Annotated in this window: 20 protein-coding genes; 8 read left to right on the forward strand and 12 right to left on the reverse strand. The window is 67.9% G+C overall.

All coding sequences use genetic code 11. The features are described 5' to 3' along the window. Positions 1-3: 3 nt before the first annotated feature. The 5 genes from SBI67_RS09160 to SBI67_RS09180 all read right to left on the reverse strand — a co-directional run bounded on the left by SBI67_RS09160 (position 4) and on the right by SBI67_RS09180 (position 6,344). Complete coding sequence (locus SBI67_RS09160) at positions 4-1,770, reverse strand: NAD(P)/FAD-dependent oxidoreductase (protein WP_318980234.1); 1,767 nt, start codon at positions 1,768-1,770, stop codon at positions 4-6. Positions 1,771-1,822: 52 nt separating this feature from the next. Beyond that, positions 1,823-3,091 (reverse strand): cation:proton antiporter domain-containing protein, encoded by a 1,269-nt coding sequence (locus tag SBI67_RS09165; protein ID WP_318980235.1) that lies wholly within the window; start codon positions 3,089-3,091, stop codon positions 1,823-1,825. Positions 3,092-3,230: 139 nt separating this feature from the next. Next, positions 3,231-4,937, reverse strand: a complete 1,707-nt coding sequence (locus SBI67_RS09170; protein WP_318980236.1) for an acyl-CoA dehydrogenase — start codon at positions 4,935-4,937, stop codon at positions 3,231-3,233. Next, positions 4,934-5,710: an SDR family oxidoreductase gene (locus tag SBI67_RS09175; RefSeq protein WP_318980237.1), complete on the reverse strand. Its 777-nt coding sequence runs from the start codon at positions 5,708-5,710 to the stop codon at positions 4,934-4,936. Before SBI67_RS09175 ends, SBI67_RS09170 begins: the two co-directional genes overlap by 4 nt. Continuing rightward, on the reverse strand, positions 5,703-6,344 hold the full coding sequence (locus SBI67_RS09180; protein WP_318980238.1) for a TetR/AcrR family transcriptional regulator: 642 nt from the start codon (positions 6,342-6,344) through the stop codon (positions 5,703-5,705). The genes SBI67_RS09175 and SBI67_RS09180 overlap by 8 nt, the downstream gene beginning before the upstream one ends. A gap of 141 nt (positions 6,345-6,485) precedes the next feature. Between SBI67_RS09180 and SBI67_RS09185 the strand changes: the two genes are divergently transcribed. Beyond that, positions 6,486-6,596 carry a hypothetical protein gene (locus tag SBI67_RS09185; RefSeq protein WP_019514171.1) on the forward strand — a complete coding sequence of 37 codons (111 nt, stop codon included), beginning with the start codon at positions 6,486-6,488 and terminating at the stop codon, positions 6,594-6,596. A 98-nt stretch (positions 6,597-6,694) separates the two neighbouring features. Here the strand turns inward: SBI67_RS09185 and SBI67_RS09190 are convergent, their stop codons facing one another. Genes SBI67_RS09190 through SBI67_RS09200 form a run of 3 tightly spaced genes read right to left on the reverse strand, consistent with a single transcriptional unit; the run spans position 6,695 to position 9,367 of the window. Further along, positions 6,695-7,483, reverse strand: a complete 789-nt coding sequence (locus SBI67_RS09190; protein WP_318980239.1) for an ABC transporter ATP-binding protein — start codon at positions 7,481-7,483, stop codon at positions 6,695-6,697. Next, on the reverse strand, positions 7,464-8,495 hold the full coding sequence (locus tag SBI67_RS09195; RefSeq protein WP_318980240.1) for a taurine ABC transporter substrate-binding protein: 1,032 nt from the start codon (positions 8,493-8,495) through the stop codon (positions 7,464-7,466). The genes SBI67_RS09190 and SBI67_RS09195 overlap by 20 nt, the downstream gene beginning before the upstream one ends. Further along, on the reverse strand, positions 8,492-9,367 hold the full coding sequence (locus tag SBI67_RS09200; protein ID WP_413232431.1) for an ABC transporter permease: 876 nt from the start codon (positions 9,365-9,367) through the stop codon (positions 8,492-8,494). The genes SBI67_RS09195 and SBI67_RS09200 overlap by 4 nt, the downstream gene beginning before the upstream one ends. Before the next feature lie 261 nt (positions 9,368-9,628). On the opposite strand from SBI67_RS09200, the gene SBI67_RS09205 reads away from it, so the two are divergent. From SBI67_RS09205 to pntB, 4 genes are all read left to right on the forward strand, one after another. Then, positions 9,629-10,924: a serine/threonine-protein kinase gene (locus SBI67_RS09205; RefSeq protein WP_318980241.1), complete on the forward strand. Its 1,296-nt coding sequence runs from the start codon at positions 9,629-9,631 to the stop codon at positions 10,922-10,924. Continuing rightward, entirely contained in the window at positions 10,921-11,928 is a 1,008-nt protein-coding gene (locus tag SBI67_RS09210) for a magnesium transporter CorA family protein (protein WP_318980242.1), read from the forward strand. The genes SBI67_RS09205 and SBI67_RS09210 overlap by 4 nt, the downstream gene beginning before the upstream one ends. A 64-nt stretch (positions 11,929-11,992) precedes the next feature. Further along, positions 11,993-13,519, forward strand: coding sequence for a Re/Si-specific NAD(P)(+) transhydrogenase subunit alpha (locus tag SBI67_RS09215; RefSeq protein WP_318980243.1), 1,527 nt, complete (start codon positions 11,993-11,995; stop codon positions 13,517-13,519). 4 nt (positions 13,520-13,523) lie between these two features. Beyond that, on the forward strand, positions 13,524-14,945 hold the full coding sequence (pntB, locus tag SBI67_RS09220) for a Re/Si-specific NAD(P)(+) transhydrogenase subunit beta (RefSeq protein WP_318980244.1): 1,422 nt from the start codon (positions 13,524-13,526) through the stop codon (positions 14,943-14,945). Positions 14,946-14,966: 21 nt separating this feature from the next. Here the strand turns inward: pntB and SBI67_RS09225 are convergent, their stop codons facing one another. Next, the gene (locus SBI67_RS09225; protein WP_318980245.1) at positions 14,967-15,566 is read right to left on the reverse strand and encodes a TetR/AcrR family transcriptional regulator; all 600 of its coding nucleotides are present in this window, start codon (positions 15,564-15,566) and stop codon (positions 14,967-14,969) included. Between the two features lie 42 nt (positions 15,567-15,608). On the opposite strand from SBI67_RS09225, the gene SBI67_RS09230 reads away from it, so the two are divergent. After that, positions 15,609-16,742 carry an acyl-CoA dehydrogenase family protein gene (locus tag SBI67_RS09230; RefSeq protein WP_318980246.1) on the forward strand — a complete coding sequence of 378 codons (1,134 nt, stop codon included), beginning with the start codon at positions 15,609-15,611 and terminating at the stop codon, positions 16,740-16,742. Here the strand turns inward: SBI67_RS09230 and SBI67_RS09235 are convergent. Continuing rightward, positions 16,712-17,926, reverse strand: a complete 1,215-nt coding sequence (locus SBI67_RS09235) for an ATP-binding protein (protein WP_318980247.1) — start codon at positions 17,924-17,926, stop codon at positions 16,712-16,714. The two genes, SBI67_RS09230 and SBI67_RS09235, sit on opposite strands and share 31 nt — an antisense overlap. A 1-nt stretch (position 17,927) precedes the next feature. Continuing rightward, a complete protein-coding gene (locus tag SBI67_RS09240; RefSeq protein WP_318980248.1) occupies positions 17,928-18,575 on the reverse strand; it encodes a response regulator in 648 nt (215 codons plus the stop codon). An 86-nt stretch (positions 18,576-18,661) separates the two neighbouring features. On the opposite strand from SBI67_RS09240, the gene SBI67_RS09245 reads away from it, so the two are divergent. Both SBI67_RS09245 and SBI67_RS09250 read left to right on the forward strand, forming a co-directional pair. Further along, the gene (locus tag SBI67_RS09245; protein WP_318980249.1) at positions 18,662-19,564 is read left to right on the forward strand and encodes a LysR family transcriptional regulator; all 903 of its coding nucleotides are present in this window, start codon (positions 18,662-18,664) and stop codon (positions 19,562-19,564) included. 37 nt (positions 19,565-19,601) lie between these two features. Then, positions 19,602-20,804, forward strand: a complete 1,203-nt coding sequence (locus tag SBI67_RS09250) for an MFS transporter (protein WP_413232453.1) — start codon at positions 19,602-19,604, stop codon at positions 20,802-20,804. Here SBI67_RS09250 and SBI67_RS09255 read toward each other — a convergent pair. Next, complete coding sequence (locus SBI67_RS09255) at positions 20,801-21,022, reverse strand: hypothetical protein (RefSeq protein WP_413232432.1); 222 nt, start codon at positions 21,020-21,022, stop codon at positions 20,801-20,803. The two genes, SBI67_RS09250 and SBI67_RS09255, sit on opposite strands and share 4 nt — an antisense overlap. Positions 21,023-21,027 lie beyond the last annotated feature (5 nt).

Here is a 21,027-nt window from a genome sequence, read left to right on the forward strand (position 1 = left end):
GGATCAGCTTGCCTGCATGACGGGTGCGGCCGTGACGATCCAATCGGGGCTCACCGAGTGCTGGTGTTGCTCGCGGCGATAGATCTCGCGCAGCTCGCGCAGCAGCGCGTCGCGCTGCCAAACCTGCAGCTGAAGCGGGGTTTCGTCGTCGTCGAACGAGCTCGATTTGTCCGTGATCACGGTGTCGACGAGCTGACCCGCCACCTGCCGGAGCAACAGTGCGTTGGTCTCGAACCGGTCCAGGAAGCTCGCCGGCTCGTCCATCATCGCGGCGTGCAGGGTCACCATGAAGTTCAGTGGGGCGTACAGGTCGACGAAGTCGGCCGGTGCGTCGCGGTGCTCGATACGCGCCCACTCCCGAAAGAACCGCTGCATCCGGTTGCTCAGCGCGATGAGACCTTCGAGCTGCGGTACGAAGTCCGGTTCGTCGGCCACCCGGGTGAACCGGTCGTTCGCGTACAGCAGCCCGATGAATCCCCAGTAGAAGGCCACATCCCAGATGATCTTCGCCGACATCACCACGGGGGTGCCCATCAGGGTGTACTGCCCCTGGTACACCGCCAGCCACATATCGGTGAGTGAGCGGAACAGGGTGTCGCTGATCTGCGCGCGGGCGGTCACGTCCTCACCGTCGAGGTCGCGGGTGACCATATCGGTGATGAGTCCGTTGCCCACGGCCACGAGATCGAGCCCCGACGAGTACAGCGGATCCAGGAAGATTCCGGCGTCGCCGGTGATCGCCCAGCGCTGCGTGCCGTCGAAGGCCTTGGCGACGCCGTGGCTGTACTTCTTCATCACCCGGAAGTCCCTGATGAGGGCGTCGTCGGCGGCGAGCACGGCGGCACACTGCGGTTCGTGGACCCGCAACCAGGCCATGGCCTTGGGCAGCGTGTTGAACTCGTCGAACCGGTGGAAGTCCGGGTCGGCGACGATCCCCACGCTGGTCGCGCCGGACGCCAGCCGGATCAGCCACACCCAGTAACCATCTCCCATCAGATGATTGGTCGACATCGCGCGGTCCCCCTCGACGAGGCGGGCCTGCCAGCTCGGATCGTCACTCCATCGGCCGACGTCGATTTCCGTGGCGACGCGGAACCACACGGCGTTGCAACGATGCTCGTTGGCACGCTTGAGATCCAGCTGCCGGGCCAACGCACGATTCCTGCCGGAGGCGTCGACGACCCAGCGGGCGGTGATCTCGGTGCTGGTGCCGGTGTCCTGGCAGGTGACGGTGTGCGGGCCTGCGGTGCTCAACTGGACGGACCGCACCCGGCCACGGACGATGTCGACACCCGCGGCCAGACAGCGCCGGTGCAGTTCGTTCTCCAGCCTGCCGCGGTCGACCTGATAGGTCACCTGCGGGACGAAGCACGAACTCCCCAGCTCCATGCGGGCGGCGATATCGGAGTTGTCGCCCTTGGTGAAGAACATCCGCAAGCCCATCTTGCGCAGTTGGGCGGTGCTGAGGTGGTCCCCCAGACCGAGCCGATCCCTCAGGTAGTGCGCCGAGATCTCGACAGTGGACTCCCCGACGGTGTGGGTGATCTCGGGAACCGGATGCGTGCGCGGTTCGACCACCGCGATGCGGGTGTCCGGGCGGGATGCGCGCAGTTCCAACCCGAGAGTCAGGGCAGCCACCCCGCCACCGGCGATGACGACGTCATAGTCGATCGAACGACTGTCGTTGCGGTACAGCCGGTTACGTATCTTCTCGGCCAGCGCTGCGCGTGCCGCCGGACTCAGTTGTGCGATCTCCGCTCGAACGTCCACGCGTTTCTCCTCCCTGCACCGGGCACAAGGTTGTGTCGCACTTTCCGCCACGCTACACGCGCGGGCCGGGCTCCAACGCCGAAAGATCGGCAGCCCGGTGCCGGCCGTAGACGAATTCGAAGATCGGCGAGCACATCAGCGTCGTGACGATGGCGACCAGCACCAGCATGGTGAACAGGGTCGGCGTGATGATGCCGGCCTGCAGCCCGATGTTGAGCAGGATGAGTTCGATGAGCCCGCGCGCGTTCATCAACGATCCCAGCGCCAACGCCTCACGTGCGGGTACCCGGCACAGTCGGGCGGCGGCGGTGCACGCCAACCCTTTACCTGCGATCGCCACCACGAGCAGGGCGAGCGTGATCGCCCACAGCTGCGCACTGTTCACCAGGCCGATCTGTGTGTTCAGGCCGGAGTAGACGAAGAACATCGGCAACAACAGCGTCGTGGTGAGCGGTTCGATGATGTCGGTGAGGCGTTGGGCCAAGAACCCCGACGGCACGGCGGCGCCGAGGATGAAGGCCCCGAAAATCGCGTAGATGCCCACGACGTCGGTCAGCCACGCGCAGCCCATCAGGGCGATCAGAACCGTGCTGAGCATGGCGGGCGGGACACTGCGGCGCTGCTCGGCCGCCCGGCCGAGCACACCGAAGCCGCGCCGGCCCACTGTCAGCACCACGATGGTGTAGAGCACGCCGCCGCCGATCGCGACGACGGCCGTGGCGGCATTTCCGCGGTGCACCGCGAGGACCACCGCCAGGATGCACCAGGAGATCGCGTCGGCCGCCGCACCGCAGGCCAGCGCCAGGGTACCCAAAGGTGTACCGGACAGCCCTTTCTCGAAGATGATGCGGGCCAGCATGGGGAAGGCCGTGATGGCGATCGACGCCCCGAGGAACATCATCGCCATGGCGGGGGTGACGCCTGACCCGAAGAAGCCCCCGTTGCCGAGCAGGGGTAGGGCGGTGAGCGCACCGAGCGCCAGCGGCGCGACGATACCGGCGACCGACACCGCTGTCGCCGTGCCGGACCGCTCCTTGACGTGGTTGACATCGAAGTTCAGCCCGATCACGAACATGTACAGCACCAGCCCGACCTGGGCCACCGTGTAGAGCACGACGTTGGAGGTGCCGGCCGGGAACAGCTCGTGCTGCAGGCCTGGCGCGAACCGGCCCAGCAGTGAGGGGCCCAGCACCACCCCCGCGATCATCTCCCCCACCACGCGGGGCTGGCAGATCCGCTCGGCGGCAGCGCCGACCAGCCGGCACGCGCCGAGGATGACCGCCAGGGTGAGGAAGAAGTGGATCGCGATCTCTGCGGGCATACCCCCAGTCTGTTACACGGACGCGACTGAGCTCACCGAGATCGACAAGCCCACAGAATCGACGACCCCACCGAGATCGACGAAATGCCTCCGCCTCGCACTTCTTGTCCCAAAGGTGAGTTTGGGCGCAGGAGAGGTGTCAGAACCAGCTGTCGCGCATGTCCAGAGTGGTGCGGTCCAGGCTGGCCAGCAGATCCAGCTGCGGTGCCGTCTTGGGTAGTTCGTAGCGGTAGAAGTACTGGGCGGCTTGGCGTTTCCCGTCGTAGAAGTCGCCGTCCTTACCTGCCGCCGCCAGCACCTGTTCCAGCCAGATCCAGGCGATGACGATGTGTCCGAAGGCCTCCAGATAGACGGCGCTGTTGGCCATCGCGGCCTCGAGGTCACCGGAGGCGAACAGGCCGCCGGTCACCTCGACCAGCCGCTGCCACGCCGCGTCGAGCTGAGCACCGAACTCGTGATCACCGGCGGCGGCCACCGTCGCCGCGATGCGCTCGGACAGGGCCGCCATGCTGGCCCCACCGCGCTGAGTCACCTTGCGGCCCAGCAGGTCCAGACTTTGGATACCGTGCGTTCCCTCATGGATGGGGTTCAGCCGGTTGTCCCGGTAGTGCTGTTCGACGTCGTACTCGCGGGTGTAGCCGTAGCCGCCGAGCACCTGGATGGCCAGGTTGTTGGCCTCCAGGCACCACTGCGACGGCCAGCTCTTGGCCACCGGGGTCAGGATGTCCAGCAGGTCGGTTTCTCCGGTGTCGACCAGGCGCGCGCAGTACAGCGCCAGCCCTAGCGCACCTTCCACATAGGCCTTCTGCGCCAACAGCATCCGCCTCACGTCGGCATGCGCGATGATCGGTACCTGCGGGCTGGACGGATCCTTGACCAGCCGGCCCTGCGGGCGTTCCCTGGCGTACTCCAGCGATTTCAGGTAGCCGGTGTAGCCGAGTGACACCGCGCCCATGCCGACGGCCAGCCGCGCCTCGTTCATCATGTGGAACATGTAGACGATGCCGCGATGCGGTTCGCCGACCAGGTAGCCTTCGGCGCCGTCGAAGTTCAGCACGGTGTTGGTGATGCCGCGCTGGCCCATCTTGTGGTTCAGTCCGGAGATGGCGACGGTGTTGCGGGCCCCGATCGACCCGTCCGCATTGACCAGGAACTTGGGCACGATGAACAGCGAGATGCCCTTGGTGCCCGCCGGCCCGCCGGGGATCTTGGCCAGTACGAGATTGACGATGTTGTCGGTGAGTTCGTGCTCGGCACCGGAGATCCACATCTTGGTGCCGTGCAGCCGATAGGTGCCGTCGGGCTGGGGTTCGGCGCGGGTGGTGATATCGGCCAGCGACGATCCGGCCTCCGACAGCGCCATGGTGCCGGTGAAACGGCCGGCCAGCATCGGCTGCACCCATGTCGAAACCTGTTCGGGTGTACCGAATTTGGCGATCAGGTTGGCGTTGGCGATGGTCAGCATCAGATATCCGGAGGTGCTGACGTTGGCCGCCGAGATCCAGGCGAACCCGGCTTGGGCCACCGTTGCGGGCAGTTGTGCGCCGCCGAGTTCGGCGTCGAAGCCCATCCCGACCAGGTCCGCCTTGGCGAACGCCTGCAGCGCTTCCTTGACCTCCGGGATGACCGTCACCGTGGTGCCGTCGAAGGTGGGTTCGTTGGCGTCGCTGAGCTTGTTGTGCGGGGCGAAGTAGCGTTCGGCCAGCTGCTCGCAGAGATCGAGCACCCCGTCGAAGGTTTCGCGGGAATGCTCGGCGAACCGGGGCCGCGCCGTCAGCTCGTCGACCCGAAGCCATTCGTAGAGCAGGAAATCGAGGTCACGCCGGGACAGGATGGTCGACTTCATCGGACGGTGCTCACACCGCCGTCGACGGGGATCACCGCGCCGGTGATGTAACTGCTGGCCCGGCTGGCCAGAAATACCGCGATACCGGCCATGTCGTCGGGCTGCCCGACCCGGCCCAGCGGCAGCAGCGAGCCAACCGCTTCTTCCCCGGCCGCCAGCATCACCTTCGTCATCCGGGACGGAAACAGCCCCGGGGCAATGGCATTCACCAGAATCTTGGGCGCCAACTCACCGGCCAGATGCTTGGTCAGCATGTGCACGGCAGCCTTACTGGCACTGTAGGAGAAGTTGCCCCTGCCCTTCTCCGGCACCAGGAAGCCGTCGATGCTGCCGGTGTTGATCACCCGGGCGGGGTCCTCATCGGTGGCGGCAGCGGTCAGCAGCGGCACCAGCGCACGGGTCAGCAGGAAGACGCCCTTGACGTTGATATCGAAGACCTTGTCGAACCCGGATTCCGGGAACTCGTCGAACGGTGCACCCCAGGCCGCCCCGGCATTGTTGAACAGCAGGTGCACGGCGTCCTCTTTCGCCGCCACCGCGGCGGTCAGTGCGTCCACCCCCGCCGCGGTGCCCAGGTCCGCGGGGATGCCCTCGACGGCACCCAACGGCGCCAATTCGGCCACCACCGCGTCCAGTTCGTCCGCCTTGCGGGCCGCCAGGTACACCTTGGCCGCCCCGGCCTGCAGCAGCCCGCGCGCGATCATCACGCCGATCCCACGACCACCGCCGGTGACCACGGCGACCTTGCCGTCGAGCCGGAACAGGTCACTCATGGCTGGCGCCGCCGAGCGGTTCCGCGGTGCGAACCGCCTCGTCGCGGATCAATCCGCGCAACAGGGCGGTGCTGAACTCCACCGCGATCTCCTGGGCCGTGCGGCGGCCGTGCGGGCGCAGCCAGCGGTAGGCGCCCAGCGTCATGCCGATATAGCCGAGGGCCAGCACATGGGAATCGCAGTCGTAGAACTCGCCGCTGGCGATGCCCCGGTCGATCACGTCGCGAACGTGCTCGTAAACGGTGGCCTCGGCCTTGCGGATGTATTCGACCTGTTCCTCGGTGAACCACTCGGTGATGTAGGGGCCCTCCTGGAAGTAGACGGCGGCCGCCTCCAGATCGTTGGCAATGCCGGTCAGCAGCCGCCGGGTGAAGTGGTAGATGGTCTCGCGGGCCGATGCGGTCGGGTCGTCGTGCAGCGCGTCGACGGTGAAGTCGGCGGTGGCCTTGTAGATGTCCCAGAGGATCAGCGACTTGCTCGCGTAGTAGTGGTAGACAGTGGCCTTGTTCAGCCCGACGGCGTCGGCGACGTCATCCATCCGGGTGCCGTGATATCCGCGAGCTGCGAAGAGCTTGGCGGCGACGGCCAGCAATTCTTCCCGCCGGGACGACCCATTGGTGGGTTCGGTGGACATGACAACTCGCTATCTGCAGACCGGGCGACCGGTGACCAATCAACTGGTTGGCCAGTCTAGGCAATCGGGCGGTTCGGATGTCAGACCCGGGCCCGATCGCGTTAGACTCGACCAAACGAGGCCAGGCTGGGGAGGCACCTAATGGATCCGAATCCGGATTACGACATCAGCGACGAGGGTGAGTTCTTCTTCAGCTGGCTGGCCTGGGGTCTGCGCGGCGTGTACCCGCCGCCGGCGTACCCACCGGTCTAGGCCGATCACCACAAAAGGCACCCGCCGCGGCGGGTGCCTTTTTGCTGCGATTTGTGGAGCCGCACCCGTAATGGGTACGGCTACGGCTCCACAAATCGCTAGGCCGCGGCTGCCTTGACGGCCTCGCCCACCTCGTCCTTGAGCCGCAGGAACTCCGGGGACCGCCGCAACTCGCCCGCGTCGACGCCGGAGCGGGGCAACTCCGATGACAGGTCCAGCGCCACCTTGCCGGGACGACGGGTCAGCACCACGATCCGCGAGCCCAGGAACGCCGCCTCGTCGGCGCTGTGCGTGACGAACACCGTGGTGCGACCCGACTCCGCGCTGACCTGCCGAACGTCCTCCTGCAGCCGCTCCCGGGTCAGCGCGTCCAGCGCCGCGAAAGGTTCGTCGAGCAGGAACAGCGGGGCCTCGGCGGCCAGTGCGCGCGCGATCGCGACCCGCTGCTGCTGACCACCGCTGATCTCCCAGATCTTGCGGTCGCCGGTACCCTCCAGCCCGACCCGCTCGAGCAGCTGCGCGCGCCGCTCGGCCCGGCGCTCGCGCGGCACCTTGGCGTACTTGAGCGCCAGGTCGATATTCCCGGCGACGGTGCGCCACGGGAACAACCGCGGCTGTTGGAACACCACACCCGAGGTGACGCCGGGGGTGGGCGCCGTCCCGGACACCTGCACGGCGCCCTCGCTGGGAGACTCGAAGCCGGCGATCAACCGCAACAGCGTGCTCTTGCCGCACCCGGACGCGCCCACCAGCACCAGGAAGGCGCCCGGCTCGACGTCCAGGTCGACCGGGCCCAGCGCGGTCACTGCGCCGGAACCCTTGCCGTACCGATGCGCGACGTTGCTGATCAGCAGCCGGCCGGCCGGCTCACTGTTTGGTGAGGACATCGGGTAATCCCTTGGTGTAAACGGCATCCTGGAACGTCTTCAGCGGTGCCGCGGCCGGGATCTGCAACTGGGCGGCCAGGAACTGCGACGCGCTCTCCAGGTTGGTCGCAATATTGCCCGGCTTGCCGTCGGCGCCCAGCCACTGCGCGGACGACACCTGCTCCGGGGTCAGGTAGACCCCCTGCTTGAGCTGTCCCGCAACGTCTTCCGGAGTCAGCCCGATCTCCCCGGCGATCGCCTTGGCGGCCGCGGTGGGGTCATCGTGGATCAGTCGCAGCGCCCTGGCCTCCTGCTGCCGCCACACATCCACCACATCCGGGTGCGCCGAGGCGAATTCGCTCGAGACCACGCCGAGATCGAGAGTGGGCTTGCCGTCGGTGGCCAGCTGGCGGCTGGTGATCAGGTCTTTCCCGGTCTTGCGCAGTTGGTCCAGGGTGGGCAGCCAGGTGTAGGCCGCCGCGATGTCACCGCGATCCCACGCCGCCAGGATCGCCTGCGGCTGCAGGTCGATGAGCTGAACATCGGCCGGGCTCAACCCATTCTGCGCCAGCGCGGCCAGCAGGCTGTAGTGCGCGGTGGAGGCGAACGGGGTGGCCACCCGCTTGCCTTTGAGGTCGGCGATCGTGGTGATACCGGTGCCGTTGCGGGCGACCAGGGCCTCGTTGTCACCGGCGACGTCCAGCACGAAGGCCACCTGGTACGGGATGTTCAGCGGCGCGGACAAGCCACGGGCCACCGGGCTGGAACCGAGCGCACCGAAGTCGAGTTCCTTGGCGATGAATGCGGTGTTCACGTCGGCCCCGGAGTCGAACTTGGTCCATTTGATGTTGTAGTCCGGCAGTGCCTGTTCCAGCCACTTGCTGTTCTTGACGATCAGGTCACCGCTCGGAAAGGACTGGTAGCCGATGCGAATGGTGGGCTTCTGCGCGTCCTGCCCGGAATGGTCCACCGCGCAGCCGGCCAGTGCCAGCATCGAGACCGCGGCAGCGGCGAGTAACGCCTTGATTCTCATATCTTCCCTCTCCACGGAACGGCCCGCCGCTCGGCAGCCCGCAGTACACCGTCGATCACCAGACCGGAGATGCCGATGGCAAAGATCCCGACCAGCACGACCGGTGTGTTGTTGTAATTGCTTGCGTCCTTGACCAATCCGCCGATACCGGGGATACCGTTGAACAGTTCGGCGGCCACCACCGAGGAGTAGGCCATCCCGACCGCCAGCCGGATTCCGGTGAACGTCTCCGGCAGCGCCGAGGGCACCACGACATCCCGGATCACCTGGGCACGCGTGGCGCCCAGCGCGCGGGCCGCCTCCTGCAGGCCGACGGGCGCGGCCACCACCGCCGCCGTGGTGGCCACCGCCGCCGGGGGCAGGGCGGCCAGTGCCAGCAGGGTGATCTTCGGTGCCTCGTCGATACCCAGCCAGATGACCAACAGGAAGAAATAGGCCAGCGGCGGCAGTGCGCGCAGGAAGGTCAGCCACGGCTCCAGCACGCTGCGCAACCAGCCGACCGAACCCATCAGCAGGCCCAGCAGCACGCCCAGCACCACACCGATGGCGACGCCGGCGAACACCCGGCGCAATGTCATGTACAGGTGCTCCCACAACAGGTAGCCCGCATAGCCGCGGGTGCCGTCGTGGGTGGTCGAGATGTCGACGAAGGCGCGCCACACCGTGGCGGGGTAGGGCACGAAGGTCTGGTTCCAGATTCCGGCGGCGGCCACCAGCTGCCACACCACGAAGAAGACGAGCACCGACAGCAGCGGCAGCCCAGCGCGGGTCAGCACGGCCCGCCACCGGCCGGAGCCGGCGACGGGAGGCGGCGCGGCACCGACCTCCTCGTCCGGGGTGATACCCGAGGTGATATCGACGAAGACCGACACGTTCTACCTGGCTCTCTGTGCACCGAACCGAATGGACGACGCGCTCGTACGACAGCAGTGCGGTGGTGTCGAGGTCACGCCGCCCTTTTATATGGCGACGTGAACGCGAGGTGAATAGCTGCGCTCACAGCGAGCTTTAAGCGGGCGCATCAAACCCGGCGGCGTTCACAGACTCCCGGATCCGCCCGTCGTTGCGCGGGTCTGGGTTTTGTCCTGGGACAATTCGGCAACAATGAGGTGAGCGACGGTAGGAGGCGACCTTTGTCGATTGCGCCCGGTGAGCGGTTTGCCGGTTACACCGTCGTGCGCCTCCTGGGCTCCGGCGGCATGGGCGAGGTCTATCTGGCCCAGCACCCGCGGCTGCCGCGCCAGGACGCCATCAAGGTGCTGCGCAAGGATGTCAGCGCCGACACCGAGTACCAGGCCCGCTTCGACCGGGAAGCCGACTTCGCCGCCGACCTCATGCACCCCAGCATCGTGCGGGTGTACGACCGCGGTGAGTACGAGGGCCAGCTGTGGATCTCGATGGAGTACGTCGAGGGCACCGACGCCGGCCAGCTGCTGCGCGAGCACGGTGCCCTATCCGCCGGCGAGGCGCTGCACATCGTCGGCGCGGTGGCCGACGCCCTGGACTACGCGCACCAGCGCAAGCTGCTGCATCGCGATATCAAGCCCGCCAACATCTTGCTCACCGATATCGGCGCCGAGTGGCCGCGAGTGCTGCTGGCCGATTTCGGCATTGCTCGCCGGATGGGCGAGGCCAGCCGACTGACCGCGACCAGCATGACCGTCGGCACCGTGGCCTACGCCGCGCCGGAGCAGCTGATGGGTGGCGACGTCGACGGCCGAGCCGACCAATACTCCTTGGCGGCAACAGCTTTCGAGCTGTTGACCGGTTCGCCGCCCTACCTGCACGACAACCCGGCCGCGGTGATCAGCCAGCACATCACCGCCCCTCCGCCGGCGATCGCCGGCCGCCGACCAGACCTCGCCGGGCTGGATCCGGTGCTGTCACGGGCGCTGGCCAAGGCACCGGCCGACCGCTTCGACAGCTGCGCGGAGTTCGCGGCGGCCCTGCGGGCGAGCATCGGCGCACCCGCCGATCTCACGATGCCGGCCCACGTGTTCCGCACCCCCGAGAAGCCGCCCCGGAGCCGCCGCGGGCGACTGGTCCTGGCGGCGGTGGCCGTGCTGGCCGCGGCCGGCGTGGCGCTGGCCGCCTACTTGGTCGGCGAGCGCGAACCCGACACCCACCACACCGCCGCACCCAATGTGCCGGTCGTCCTCATCGGCGCGGACTGCGCCACCCTCGGCGCGGCCGGTCAGAGCAGCTCCGGGGAGAAGGCCTATTGCGCCCGGCTGCCGAGCACCGGGGACATCATGTGGTCGCTGTACTCGGGCACGGTTCCGGTCCCGGCCGCTCCGCCCGCCGCCACCGACCAGGTCTACCCGCCGGGGATCGAGCAGCAGGTCCAGGTGTGTGTCACCGAGACCCATCAGGACCGCGCGACCTGCCGCGAGAACATCCGGCGCGGGAATCTGGTGGGACCGCCGTGACCGAGGTGCACGGCCGGATCTGGCGCGACGGCACCCCCGTCGACGGGTTCACGTTCTCAGCCATCTCGGACTGCCTGGCCGCCGAGGACACCCTGGTGTGGGCCGACATCTACAACCCCGATCACGAGTCCCTGCGTCGGCTTGCCCAGGAACTCAGGCTCAACGTGTGGGCCGTGGAGGACGCCATCGCACCGATGGAACGCACCAAGGCGTCGGTGTACCACACCCACACCTTCTTCACGGTGTACGCGGTGGACACCGTCGATCCCGATGACGACACCACCGCCACCCTGGTCAAACACCGGATCTCGGCGTTCGTGCTGCCGCGCGGTCTGATCACCGTACGGCTGCCGCCCATCGGTGCCGACGGCGCCGATGATCTCGACATGGCGCAGGTGTCGCAGCGGTTCGACGAACTCGGCGGACAGGAGCACGGCGTCGGCGCCCTGGTGCACGGCCTGCTGGACGTGGTGGTCGACGGTCATTTCGAGGCGGTGCAGAGCCTCGATGACGCGATCGAGTCGCTCGAGGACGAATTGTTCGACGAACGCGGGCCGCGACACGGGCTGCAGCGACGAACCTTCCGCATGCGCAAGGACCTGGTTCAGCTGCGCCGGGTGGTGCTGCCGATGCGCGAGGTCGTCAGCACCATCCAGCACCGCCGGTTGGACTCCAAGACGGCGCCCGAGCTGGATCCCTTGTACGCCGACCTGTACGACCACGTGCTGCGTGCCTCGGAATGGACCGAATCGCTGCGGGACATGGTCACCACCGTCTTCGAGACCAACCTGTCCCTGCAGGACGCCCGGCTCAACACGGTGATGAAGAAACTCACCAGCTGGGCGGCCATCATCGCGGTGCCGACGGCCATCACCGGCTTCTACGGGCAGAACGTCAACTACCCCGGCATCAACACCGTCGTCGGCTTCATCGCCAGCTCGACGTTGATCGTGGTGCTCGTCGTGGTGCTCTACGTGATGTTCAAACGCCGCGACTGGTTGTGAACATTCGTTCACCGTTTCAGGGGTGGCCGACGCCGACCCGGCATACGGATGCGAGACTCTTCCGATGATCATCGCGATACCGCGCGAGTCTCAACCGGGTGAGACGCGCGTCGCCGCCACACCGCAAACCGTCGGGCAGATCATCAAGCTGGGCTATTCGGTAGTGGTAGAGCCCGGCGCCGGTGCAGCCTCCAGCTTCTCCGACGCGGCGTACACCGACGCCGGCGCCGATATCGGCGACCCCTGGCAGGCCGATGTGGTGCTGAAGGTGAACGCACCGACCGACGCAGAGATCGCCGCGCTGCGCGACGGCGCGACGCTGGTCAGTCTCCTCTCGCCGGCGCTGAATCCCGAGTTGGTCGAGAAGCTGTCCGCGCGGCCCATCACCGTGCTGGCCATGGACGCGGTGCCGCGCATCTCGCGGGCACAGTCGCTGGACGTGCTGTCCTCGATGGCCAATATCGCCGGCTACCGCGCCGTGGTCGAAGCGGCACACGCCTTCGGCCGGTTCTTCACCGGTCAGGTGACCGCCGCGGGCAAGGTGCCGCCGGCCAAGGTGTTGGTGGTGGGCGCCGGGGTGGCCGGCCTGGCCGCGATCGGCGCCGCGGGCAGCCTGGGCGCCATCGTGCGGGCCACCGACCCGCGGCCGGAGGTCGCCGATCAGGTCGCTTCGCTCGGCGGGGAGTACCTGTCCGTGGCGAACGAGAAAGCCGAGGTGTCGGCCACCGGCTACGCCAAGGAGATGGACGACGACTACAAGGCGCGTGAGGAGGCGCTGTACGCCGAGCAGTGCAAGGACGTCGACATCATCATCACCACCGCGCTGATCCCCGGCCGTCCCGCACCGCGGATCATCACCGCCGAGATGGTGGCTTCGATGAAACCCGGCAGCGTGATCGTCGACATGGCGGCGGCCAACGGCGGCAATGTCGAGGGCACCGTGAAAGACCAGGCCGTCGTCACCGCCAACGGCGTGACGATCATCGGCTACACCGACCTCGCCGGCCGGCTGCCCGCCCAGGCCTCCCAGCTGTACGGGACCAACCTGGTCAACCTGCTCAAGCTGCTGACGCCGGAGAAGGACGGGCAGCTGGTGCTCGACTTCGACGACGTCGTGCAGCGCTCGGTGACCGTCGTGCGCGACGGGGAAACCACCTGGCCCCCACCACCGGTGCAGGTCTCGGCCGCCCCCGCTGCCGCCGCGTCGGCCGCCCCGGTCGAGGCGGCGAAGGCCAAGGAGCCGATGTCGACCGGCCGCCGGCTGGGTCTGACCTTTGCCGCGGCCGCGGCGCTGTTCGTGTTGATCGCGATCTCGCCGGTGGCGCTGCAGGTGCACCTGACGGTCTTCGCGCTGGCGATCGTGATCGGCTATTACGTGATCGGCCACGTGCACCACGCGCTGCACACCCCGCTGATGTCGGTGACCAACGCCATCTCCGGCATCATCGTCGTCGGCGCGCTGCTGCAGATCGGCCACGGCAACCTGCCCATCACCGTGTTGGCCGCGGTGGCGATCCTGCTCGCCAGCATCAATGTGTTCGGTGGCTTCGCGGTGACGCGTCGCATGCTCGGAATGTTCTCGAGGAGCTAAATCCGTGTTCTCCGTTGAAACCGCCGCCACGGCGGCGTACGTCGTCGCCGCCCTGCTGTTCATCCTGGCACTGGCCGGACTGTCCAAGCACGAAACATCAAAGGCCGGAAACACTTTCGGCATGGCCGGGATGGCCGTCGCACTGATCGCGACCATCGCCCTCGCGCTGGACCGGCGCATCGAGCCACTCGGGCTCGGACTGCTGGTCGGTGCGATGGCGATCGGCGCGGCGATCGGTCTGTGGCGGGCCCGGGTGGTCGAGATGACCGGGATGCCGGAGCTGATCGCGCTGCTGCACAGCTTCGTCGGTCTGGCCGCGGTGCTGGTCGGCTGGAACGGTTACCTGCACGTCGAGGCGAACGCCGCCGGCGCCGAGGCCGCGCACCTGGCCGGCGAGGGCATGCTCGGCATCCACTCGGCCGAGGTGTTCGTCGGTGTGTTCATCGGTGCGGTCACCTTCACCGGGTCGATCGTCGCCAATCTCAAGCTGTCGGCGCGGATCAAGTCCGCCCCACTGATGTTGCCCGGCAAGAACTTCCTCAACGTCGGCGCGCTGGTGCTGTTCTTCGCACTGACGGTGTGGTTCGTCATCGCGCCGGCACTGTGGCTGCTCGTCGTCGTCACCGTGCTGGCGCTGCTGCTGGGCTGGCATCTGGTGGCCTCCATCGGCGGCGGCGATATGCCGGTGGTGGTGTCGATGCTCAACAGCTACTCCGGTTGGGCCGCCGCGGCGTCGGGCTTTCTGCTGTCCAACGATCTGCTGATCATCACCGGCGCGCTGGTCGGCTCCTCGGGTGCCTACCTGTCCTACATCATGTGTAAGGCGATGAACCGGTCGTTCATCTCCGTGATCGCCGGCGGTTTCGGGATCGAGGCGGGCCCGGCCGACGACAAGGACTACGGCGAGCACCGGGAGATCACCGCCGAGGGCGCGGCCGAGCTGCTGACATCCGCCAGCTCGGTGATCATCACGCCCGGGTACGGCATGGCCGTGGCCCAGGCGCAGTACGGCGTCGCCGATCTGACCCGCAAGCTGCGTGAGCGCGGGATCAACGTCCGGTTCGGTATCCACCCCGTCGCCGGCCGGCTGCCCGGCCACATGAACGTGTTGCTGGCCGAGGCCAAGGTGCCCTACGACATCGTGCTGGAGATGGACGAGATCAACGACGACTTCCCCGAGACATCGGTGGTACTCGTCATCGGCGCCAACGACACCGTCAACCCGGCGGCGTCGGAGGATCCCGGTTCACCCATCGCCGGCATGCCGGTGCTGACGGTGTGGAACGCCGAGAACGTCATCGTGTTCAAACGGTCGATGGCATCCGGGTATGCCGGCGTGCAGAATCCGCTGTTCTTCCGGGAGAACACGCAGATGCTCTTCGGCGATGCGCGCGACCGGGTCAACGACATTCTTGCCGCGTTGTAACGCTTTTCGCGAAGATGGCCGTCACCCCTTCGGGTGGCGGCCATCTTTGGTCAGACCGTAGGTGAGCAGTGCCGCCAGTTCGCCGTAGGCGGCGGCATCGCTCAGGCCGGTCGCCGCGCGGACGCCGCGCTGTTGGATGCGGACCATCATGGTGGCGATCAGGTCGGCCGCAAACGACGCGTGCACGGCGCGGTACGTCCCGTCGTGCACCCCTTCCTCGATCAGTTCGCGTACCCGCCGGGCCGCGGCCTCGGTGTTGGCCTGGTACACCTCACGCGCGGGGGCGAATCCGTTGAGGTCGGTCATGAACGCCTCGGAGGCGACGGACAACTCGGCGCCGACCGCGGTGAGATAGGCCGCGACGCGGTCGGTGTCCGCGTGGTGCAGCCGGGCCTCGACGGCCACGGTGGCCCGTTTGAAGAAGTGCACGGTGACCCGGCGGACCAGTTCGTCCTTGCTCGCGGCCAGCGAGTAGAGCGTCGACTTGGAGCACCGCAGCCGCGCCGCGATCTGATCGAGCGTGAGGTGACCGAAGCCCTCGGCCAGGAACAGGCCCAACAGATCGTCGAACAGCGCGGTTTGCCGACGCGTCGCGAAACGGGGGTCTAGCTGCTCGAACATCCCCTAATAGTACTGGAGACGATCATTTAGTACTGTTTTGATATGCCCGTAGACCGCCTGCTCCCCACCGACGAAGCCCACGAGCTCATCGCACTGACCCGCGATATCGCCGACAAGGTGCTCGACCCGATCGTCGATGCCCACGAGAAGGCCGAAACCTACCCCGAGGGCGTATTCGCGCAATTGGGCGCGGCCGGACTGCTCAGCCTTCCCCAGCCCGAGCAATGGGGCGGCGGCGGCCAGCCCTACGAGGTGTACCTGCAGGTGCTCGAGGAGATCGCCGCGCGGTGGGCGGCCATCGGCGTCGCCGTCAGTGTGCACAGCCTGTCCTCGCACGCGCTGCTGTCCTTCGGCACCGACGAACAGAAGAACCGCTGGCTGCCGGGCATGCTGTCCGGCGAGCAGATCGGCGCCTACAGCCTGTCCGAACCCCAGGCGGGCTCCGACGCCGCCGCGCTGCGCTGCGCCGCGGCGCGAGAAGGTGACGGTTATGTCATCAACGGCTCCAAGGCGTGGATCACCCACGGCGGCAAGGCCGATTTCTACACCCTGTTCGCCCGCACCGGCGAGGGATCCAAAGGCGTCTCCTGCTTTTTGATCCCCGGCGATGCCGAGGGTCTGTCCTTCGGCAAGCCGGAGGAGAAGATGGGCCTGCATGCCGTCCCGACCACCTCGGCGTTCTACGACAACGTCCGCCTCGACGCCGACCGGCTGATCGGCGTCGAGGGTCAGGGTCTGCCGATCGCGTTCTCCGCACTCGACTCGGGCCGGCTCGGCATCGCCGCGGTGGCCGTCGGCATCGCCCAGGCCGCACTGGACGAGGCGGTGCGCTACGCCAAGGAGCGAACGACGTTCGGCCGCAAGATCATCGACCACCAGGGCTTGGGTTTTCTGCTGGCCGATATGGCTGCCGCGGTGGCCGGGGCGCGGGCCACCTACCTGGACGCGGCACGGCGCCGCGATCTCGGATTGCCCTACTCCGCACAAGCCAGCGTGGCCAAGCTGCTCGCGACCGATGCCGCGATGAAGGTGACCACCGACGCCGTGCAGGTGTTCGGCGGCGTCGGCTACACCCGCGACTTCCGGGTGGAGCGCTATATGCGCGAAGCCAAGATCACCCAGATCTTCGAGGGCACCAACCAGATTCAGCGGCTGGTGATCGCCCGGGGGCTCTGACCCAACTGCTCGGCGGATTCCGGCGGGGAGGTCACCGTGACCGTGGTCCCCCGGCCGGGCGCCGAGCCGACGTCCATGGCCCCACCCATCGCGTCCACCCGGACCAACAGCGAGCCCAGCCCGATATGACCGGCGGCCAGCCGTTCGGCCACCAGGGACGGGTCGAACCCGACACCGTCGTCGGACACCGTGAGCACCACCCGGTCACCCACCCGCACCAGGCCAACCGACGCCGTCGTGGCGTGCGCGTGCTTGCCGATATTGACCAACAACTCACGCGCGGCCCGGTACATCAGCGCCTCGGACTCCGGCTTGCCCACCTCTTGCAGCTCGGTGTGCACCTCGCACTGGTAACGAGACTCGAACTGGCGCACCAACTCCTGCACACCGGCCGTCAGACCCAGCTGCGCCAGCACCTGCGGATGCAGTTCGGTAACGGTGGAACGCAACTGTTTGGCGGTGTCCTGCAGGGCGGCGTGCACCGCATCCAGCGCGGGATCGGGCATCCGCTCCCGCACCTCGTCGAGTTCCATCCGGGCGGCCAGCAGCGTCTGCAGCGGCCCGTCGTGCAGGGTCTCGGCGACCTCGCGGTTGTGCTGTTCGTCGGCCTGCATCGCCTCCGACACCAGTTGGCGACGGACCTCCAACAGGGTCTTGACCCGCGCCGAACGGCGGGACAGCACAAGGCATAACGCGGTGGTGGCCACCGCCAACCACAGCAGGAACCCGAAGTGGGTGTACACCATGTTCGGTAGCCCGATGCGGTCGTCGCGCTTGGAGTAGACGATCCAGACCGACAGATACGCAGCGGCCGTGAGGGTTCCGATGATCCCGGTCATCCACGGGCGGTCCTGGAACGCCACCGAGATCGGCAGCAGGAAGAACACCGGCAGCAGCGCCGCCGTCGCACCACCGGACACCACACACAGCACCACGATGACGAGTACGTCCACACCGGTGGAGGCCCAGTCCGCCCACCGCGGCAGCGGTCCGCGCAACGCCACGATCAACCACACCACGGCCGCGACGGCGTAGCCGCCCAGTACCACCGCGTAGAGGCCCGGCAGCCAGTGGTCGACCTCCCAGATCCACACCAGCACCGCGATCAACGCGATCAGCGGCAGCCGCAGCGCCGCGGAGACCCGCACCGGTTCGGCCGAGAAGAAGGCGACGACGCCCGCCATGTCAGTCCAGCAGCTTGCGGCGCATCGCTTCGGCCACCGCGGCGGCCCGGTCGCCCACGCCCAGCTTTTCGTAGAGCCGCTGCACATGTGTCTTCACCGTCGACGGGGCCAGGTACAGCTCCTTGGCCATCGCCGGAATGCTCAACCCGCGCGCGATCATCGCGAGCACCTCCCGCTCGCGGGCGGACAGGGCCGGCACATCGGGCTCGTTGCGGCGGCGGATCTCACCGGCCAACGATGCGGCCAGCGCGGGCGCGATGACATCACGGCCGCGGGCACAGTCGAGCACCGCACTGACCAACTCGCCGCGGGTGGACTCCTTGGACAAGAACCCGGCCGCGCCGTCCTGTAAGGCCTTGTAGACGATGGCCGATTCATCGTGTGCCGAGATCAGCAGCACCCGGGTGGGCAACCCGTCGCGGGTCACCGCGGCGGCCACCTCCGAACCGTCCATGTTCGGCATCCGGTAGTCGAGCAGCGCCACGGCCGGGTGGTGGGTGCGAATCGCCTCCAGTGCCGCCGCCCCGTCCTCGGCCTCGGCCACCACGTCGATCGAGCCGCTGGCCACCAGCGCGCGCACCACGCCGTCGCGAAACATCGGATGGTCGTCACCGACCACCACGCGCACCTTCTGGGCCGAGTCCTGCATGCGCGTCAGCTTGTCACAGCGGGCCGGTCCCGACACGCCGAACCAAAATGCCTGTTTGCGGTGCCCGGACCGGAAGAGTCACCGGTATGGACGTTGACGACCTGCACTGGTTCGTGGTGCTGGCCGAGACCGAACATGTCACCGACGCGGCAGCCGAGCTCGGCATCAGCCAGCCGACGTTGTCCCGTGCGCTGGCCCGGCTGGAGACCCAGGTGGGTGCGCCGCTGTTCGACCGGGTCAACCGCCGGCTGCAGCTCAACGCCTACGGTCGCATTCTGCTCGAGCATGCTCGCCGCGCCATCGCCGAAATACGTTCGGCCACCGAGCATATCGCCGCGCTGCGTGATCCGGAGACCGGCCTGGTGCGGCTGGCGTTCCTGCATTCGCAAGCCAGTGGATTCGTGCCGGACCTGTTACAGCTGTTTCGGATCACCGCACCCCGGGTGCGCTTCGAACTGTTCCAGGGTGCGGCGCACGATATCGCCGAACGGCTGGCCGACGGCGCGTCCGACCTGGCGATCACCGCACCGCGCCCACCGGGGCTGGCCTGGCGCGGGCTCTACGTGGAGCGGCTGTGCCTGGCGGTGCCGCGCGCCCACCCGTTCGCGCGACGGACCCGCATCCGGCTGTCCGATGCCGGCGACGAGCCGTTCGTCGGGCTGGCCCCGGGCTTCGGATTGCGCCAGCTCACCGACGAACTGTGCGCCGAAGCCGGGATCGATCCGCCCATCGTCTTCGAGGCCATGGAGATCCCGACGATGGAGGGGTTGGTGGCCGCCGGGTTCGGGGTGGCCGTCGTCCCGGTGCCTCGACCGCAGCGCGCCGAGCCGGGCGCGGCGTACATTCCGCTCACCGCGGCCGCCGCCAAGCGGCAGATCGGGCTGGCGTGGAACGACGCCCGTGAGCTGCCGCCCGCGGCGGCGCGGGTCATCGAGTTCATCATTCATAATCGTCATGACCTTGCCGAAACCTATGCATTGGACACATAGAAACCGCCGTCCTACCGTCGGCTGAGTGACCGCATCCCTGACCTCGACCGGCTGGCAGGGGCATCCACGTGGATCGGCGGACTATCGCCGCCTGCTCGTCGCCCTGTTCTGCGCGGGCGTCGCGACCTTCGCCCAGCTGTACTCACCACAAGCCGTGCTGCCATTGATCGCCGCCGACCTCGGCACCGGCGCCGCCCACGCCGCACTGACCGTCTCGGCAGCCACGGTGGGCCTAGCCCTCGGTGTGATCCCGTGGTCGGTGCTCGCCGACCGGATCGGCCGGGTGCAGGCGATGACCATATCGGTCACGGCGGCAACGATTCTCGGGTTGCTGGTGCCGTTCGCCCCGACCGCGGCCCTGCTGTTGGGCGGCCGGCTGATCGAGGGGCTGATGCTCGGCGGTGTGCCGGCCGTGGCCATCGCGTACCTGACCGAAGAGATCGCGGCCGGCCATGCGGCCCGCGCCGCGGGCACCTATGTGGCCGGCACCACGATCGGCGGGTTGAGCGGACGACTGATCACCGGACCGATCGCCCAATACACCGACTGGCGGGTCGGTGTCCTCACGGTGGCGGTGCTGTGCGCCCTGGCCGCAACGGCTTTCGTCAAGTTGGCGCCACGCGCCCGCGGCTTCGCCCCGTCCCGTGGCAGCGATCTGGGCCGCAAGCTGCTGACGAACGTGCGCTCACCCCGGCAGCTGGTGTTGTTCGCCCAGGGCTTCCTGCTGATGGGCGGGTTCGTCGCGATGTACAACTTCCTCGGCTTCCGGCTGACGGCAGCACCGTTTCACCTTCCGCAGACCGTGGTCAGCCTGGCCTTCCTGGCCTATCTGGCCGGCACCTGGGCTTCGGCGCGTGCCGGCGCCGAAGCCGGGCGGTTCGGGCGCCGCCGCGTGCTGCTGGCGTCGACCGCGACGATGATCGTCGGCACCGCAATAACCCTCAGCGACAACGTTTTCGCCGTGCTGGCCGGACTGATACTGGCCACCGCCGGATTCTTCGGCGCGCATTCGATTGCCTCGGGCTGGGTGGGCGTCGCGGCGGCCGACAGTAAGGCGCAGGCGTCGTCGCTCTACAACCTCTGCTACTACGCGGGGTCCAGCGTCGTCGGCTGGTTCGGCGGCGTGGCTTTCGACGCGGCCGGCTGGCCCGCCGTGGCCGGGACCGTCATCGGCCTGGCCGTCGTTTCGGGCGCCCTCGCGATGACGCTGCGGGCCACCCCGGTCCAGCAGCCGGCCTAACCCCCGGTACCTCTCCGGTCGCTGGCCGCGTGCGGATGCCGCAGCACGGCATCGCAATGGGCGTACGAGGACAGCACCATGAGATTGACTTCCGGCAGGTGCAGCGGACCGTACTCACGCAGTTGCCGGTACACCGGATATGGGTCCGCCCGATCTGCCGGGGCCAGCGCCTGTGCCAGCAACATGTGCGGGGCGGCCCCCGACGGCGGTCGCGTCATGGCCA

Source organism: Mycolicibacterium chengduense (assembly GCF_033741155.1).
Lineage (GTDB): Bacteria > Actinomycetota > Actinomycetes > Mycobacteriales > Mycobacteriaceae > Mycobacterium.

Bases quoted from the DNA above. Each gene is read 5' to 3' on its own strand.
- SBI67_RS09165 (WP_318980235.1), bottom strand. From the start codon at position 3,091: ATGCCCGCAGAGATCGCGATCCACTTCTTCCTCACCCTGGCGGTCATC.
- SBI67_RS09215 (WP_318980243.1), top strand. From the start codon at position 11,993: ATGATCATCGCGATACCGCGCGAGTCTCAACCGGGTGAGACGCGCGTC.
- SBI67_RS09230 (WP_318980246.1), top strand. From the start codon at position 15,609: ATGCCCGTAGACCGCCTGCTCCCCACCGACGAAGCCCACGAGCTCATC.
- SBI67_RS09180 (WP_318980238.1), bottom strand. From the start codon at position 6,344: ATGTCCACCGAACCCACCAATGGGTCGTCCCGGCGGGAAGAATTGCTG.
- SBI67_RS09175 (WP_318980237.1), bottom strand. From the start codon at position 5,710: ATGAGTGACCTGTTCCGGCTCGACGGCAAGGTCGCCGTGGTCACCGGC.
- SBI67_RS09225 (WP_318980245.1), bottom strand. From the start codon at position 15,566: ATGTTCGAGCAGCTAGACCCCCGTTTCGCGACGCGTCGGCAAACCGCG.
- SBI67_RS09245 (WP_318980249.1), top strand. From the start codon at position 18,662: ATGGACGTTGACGACCTGCACTGGTTCGTGGTGCTGGCCGAGACCGAA.
- SBI67_RS09240 (WP_318980248.1), bottom strand. From the start codon at position 18,575: ATGCAGGACTCGGCCCAGAAGGTGCGCGTGGTGGTCGGTGACGACCAT.
- SBI67_RS09235 (WP_318980247.1), bottom strand. From the start codon at position 17,926: ATGGCGGGCGTCGTCGCCTTCTTCTCGGCCGAACCGGTGCGGGTCTCC.
- SBI67_RS09190 (WP_318980239.1), bottom strand. From the start codon at position 7,483: ATGTCCTCACCAAACAGTGAGCCGGCCGGCCGGCTGCTGATCAGCAAC.
- SBI67_RS09170 (WP_318980236.1), bottom strand. From the start codon at position 4,937: ATGAAGTCGACCATCCTGTCCCGGCGTGACCTCGATTTCCTGCTCTAC.
- SBI67_RS09255 (WP_413232432.1), bottom strand. From the start codon at position 21,022: ATGACGCGACCGCCGTCGGGGGCCGCCCCGCACATGTTGCTGGCACAG.
- SBI67_RS09185 (WP_019514171.1), top strand. From the start codon at position 6,486: ATGGATCCGAATCCGGATTACGACATCAGCGACGAGGGTGAGTTCTTC.
- SBI67_RS09195 (WP_318980240.1), bottom strand. From the start codon at position 8,495: ATGAGAATCAAGGCGTTACTCGCCGCTGCCGCGGTCTCGATGCTGGCA.